Genomic DNA, 745 nt, shown 5'->3' with positions numbered 1-745 from the left:
CTCTTTGTTTACGAGAGTTGCCTCGTTTGGGAGTGGCTTCAAAAAATTTCCTTCTCACATGCGCCCAACATCCAACAAGTTCAGCTTCTTCCAGTTGACGATAAGCTTCTAGCGGTTCGCAGTTTACCAAGCTTAGCGTCGCCTTGCTCCTAAACCTTGGACTGCTATCGCATAGGCAGAACTAGAGGACTAAAGTCCTAAGTTACTGCCGCAACATGTCACAATGCACATAGCCAGAATAGTCTCCTAGGAATTCTTGTACTACTGAACCACTTCGACGCTGATCATGGTGGTAAAGCCTAATCCCTTGTTTCTCTGATTTTCCTGACAAAAAAGTCCAATAGTAGGTCAGATGGCTATCACTCTCTAGGACCCGATAAGAGGTTTCATCCGCATGAAGAAGAGCTTGTTCTAACAACTTTTCTCGTAAAAGGTTATAAAGGGACTCTAAATAGTATTGACTCATCTTGATATGCCAATTAGAGATTTCCTTACGTGTGATTGGTAAACCCATCTTAGCCCAATCTTCTTCTTGGAGATAATTACGAATTTTAAGCAGAATATCATTTCTCTTTTTAGAATCAAAACGACGAGATTGTGGAATCTCTACAGGAACAATAGGTTGTGGCATTAAAATATCCTCCAATAGTTTTACTTTACTAATAGTATACAGGAGGTCTTCCATGAATGATAGATACCTTGTTATGACGCGCTTACAGAAGGACGACAGTCATAACCACCCGTG

General features: G+C 41.1%; 1 pseudogene. It reads right to left on the bottom strand.

From position 1 onward, the window contains the following. Positions 1–556 (bottom strand): annotated as a pseudogene (locus HT688_RS11805) (IS66 family transposase); the annotation flags it as partial. Between the last annotated feature and the right edge of the window lie 189 nt (positions 557–745).

Source organism: Streptococcus sp. 1559 (assembly GCF_013276735.1).
In the GTDB taxonomy this organism is placed as follows: Bacteria; Bacillota; Bacilli; order Lactobacillales; family Streptococcaceae; genus Streptococcus; species Streptococcus pseudopneumoniae.
This window is presented reverse-complemented; position numbering and strand designations above follow the sequence as displayed.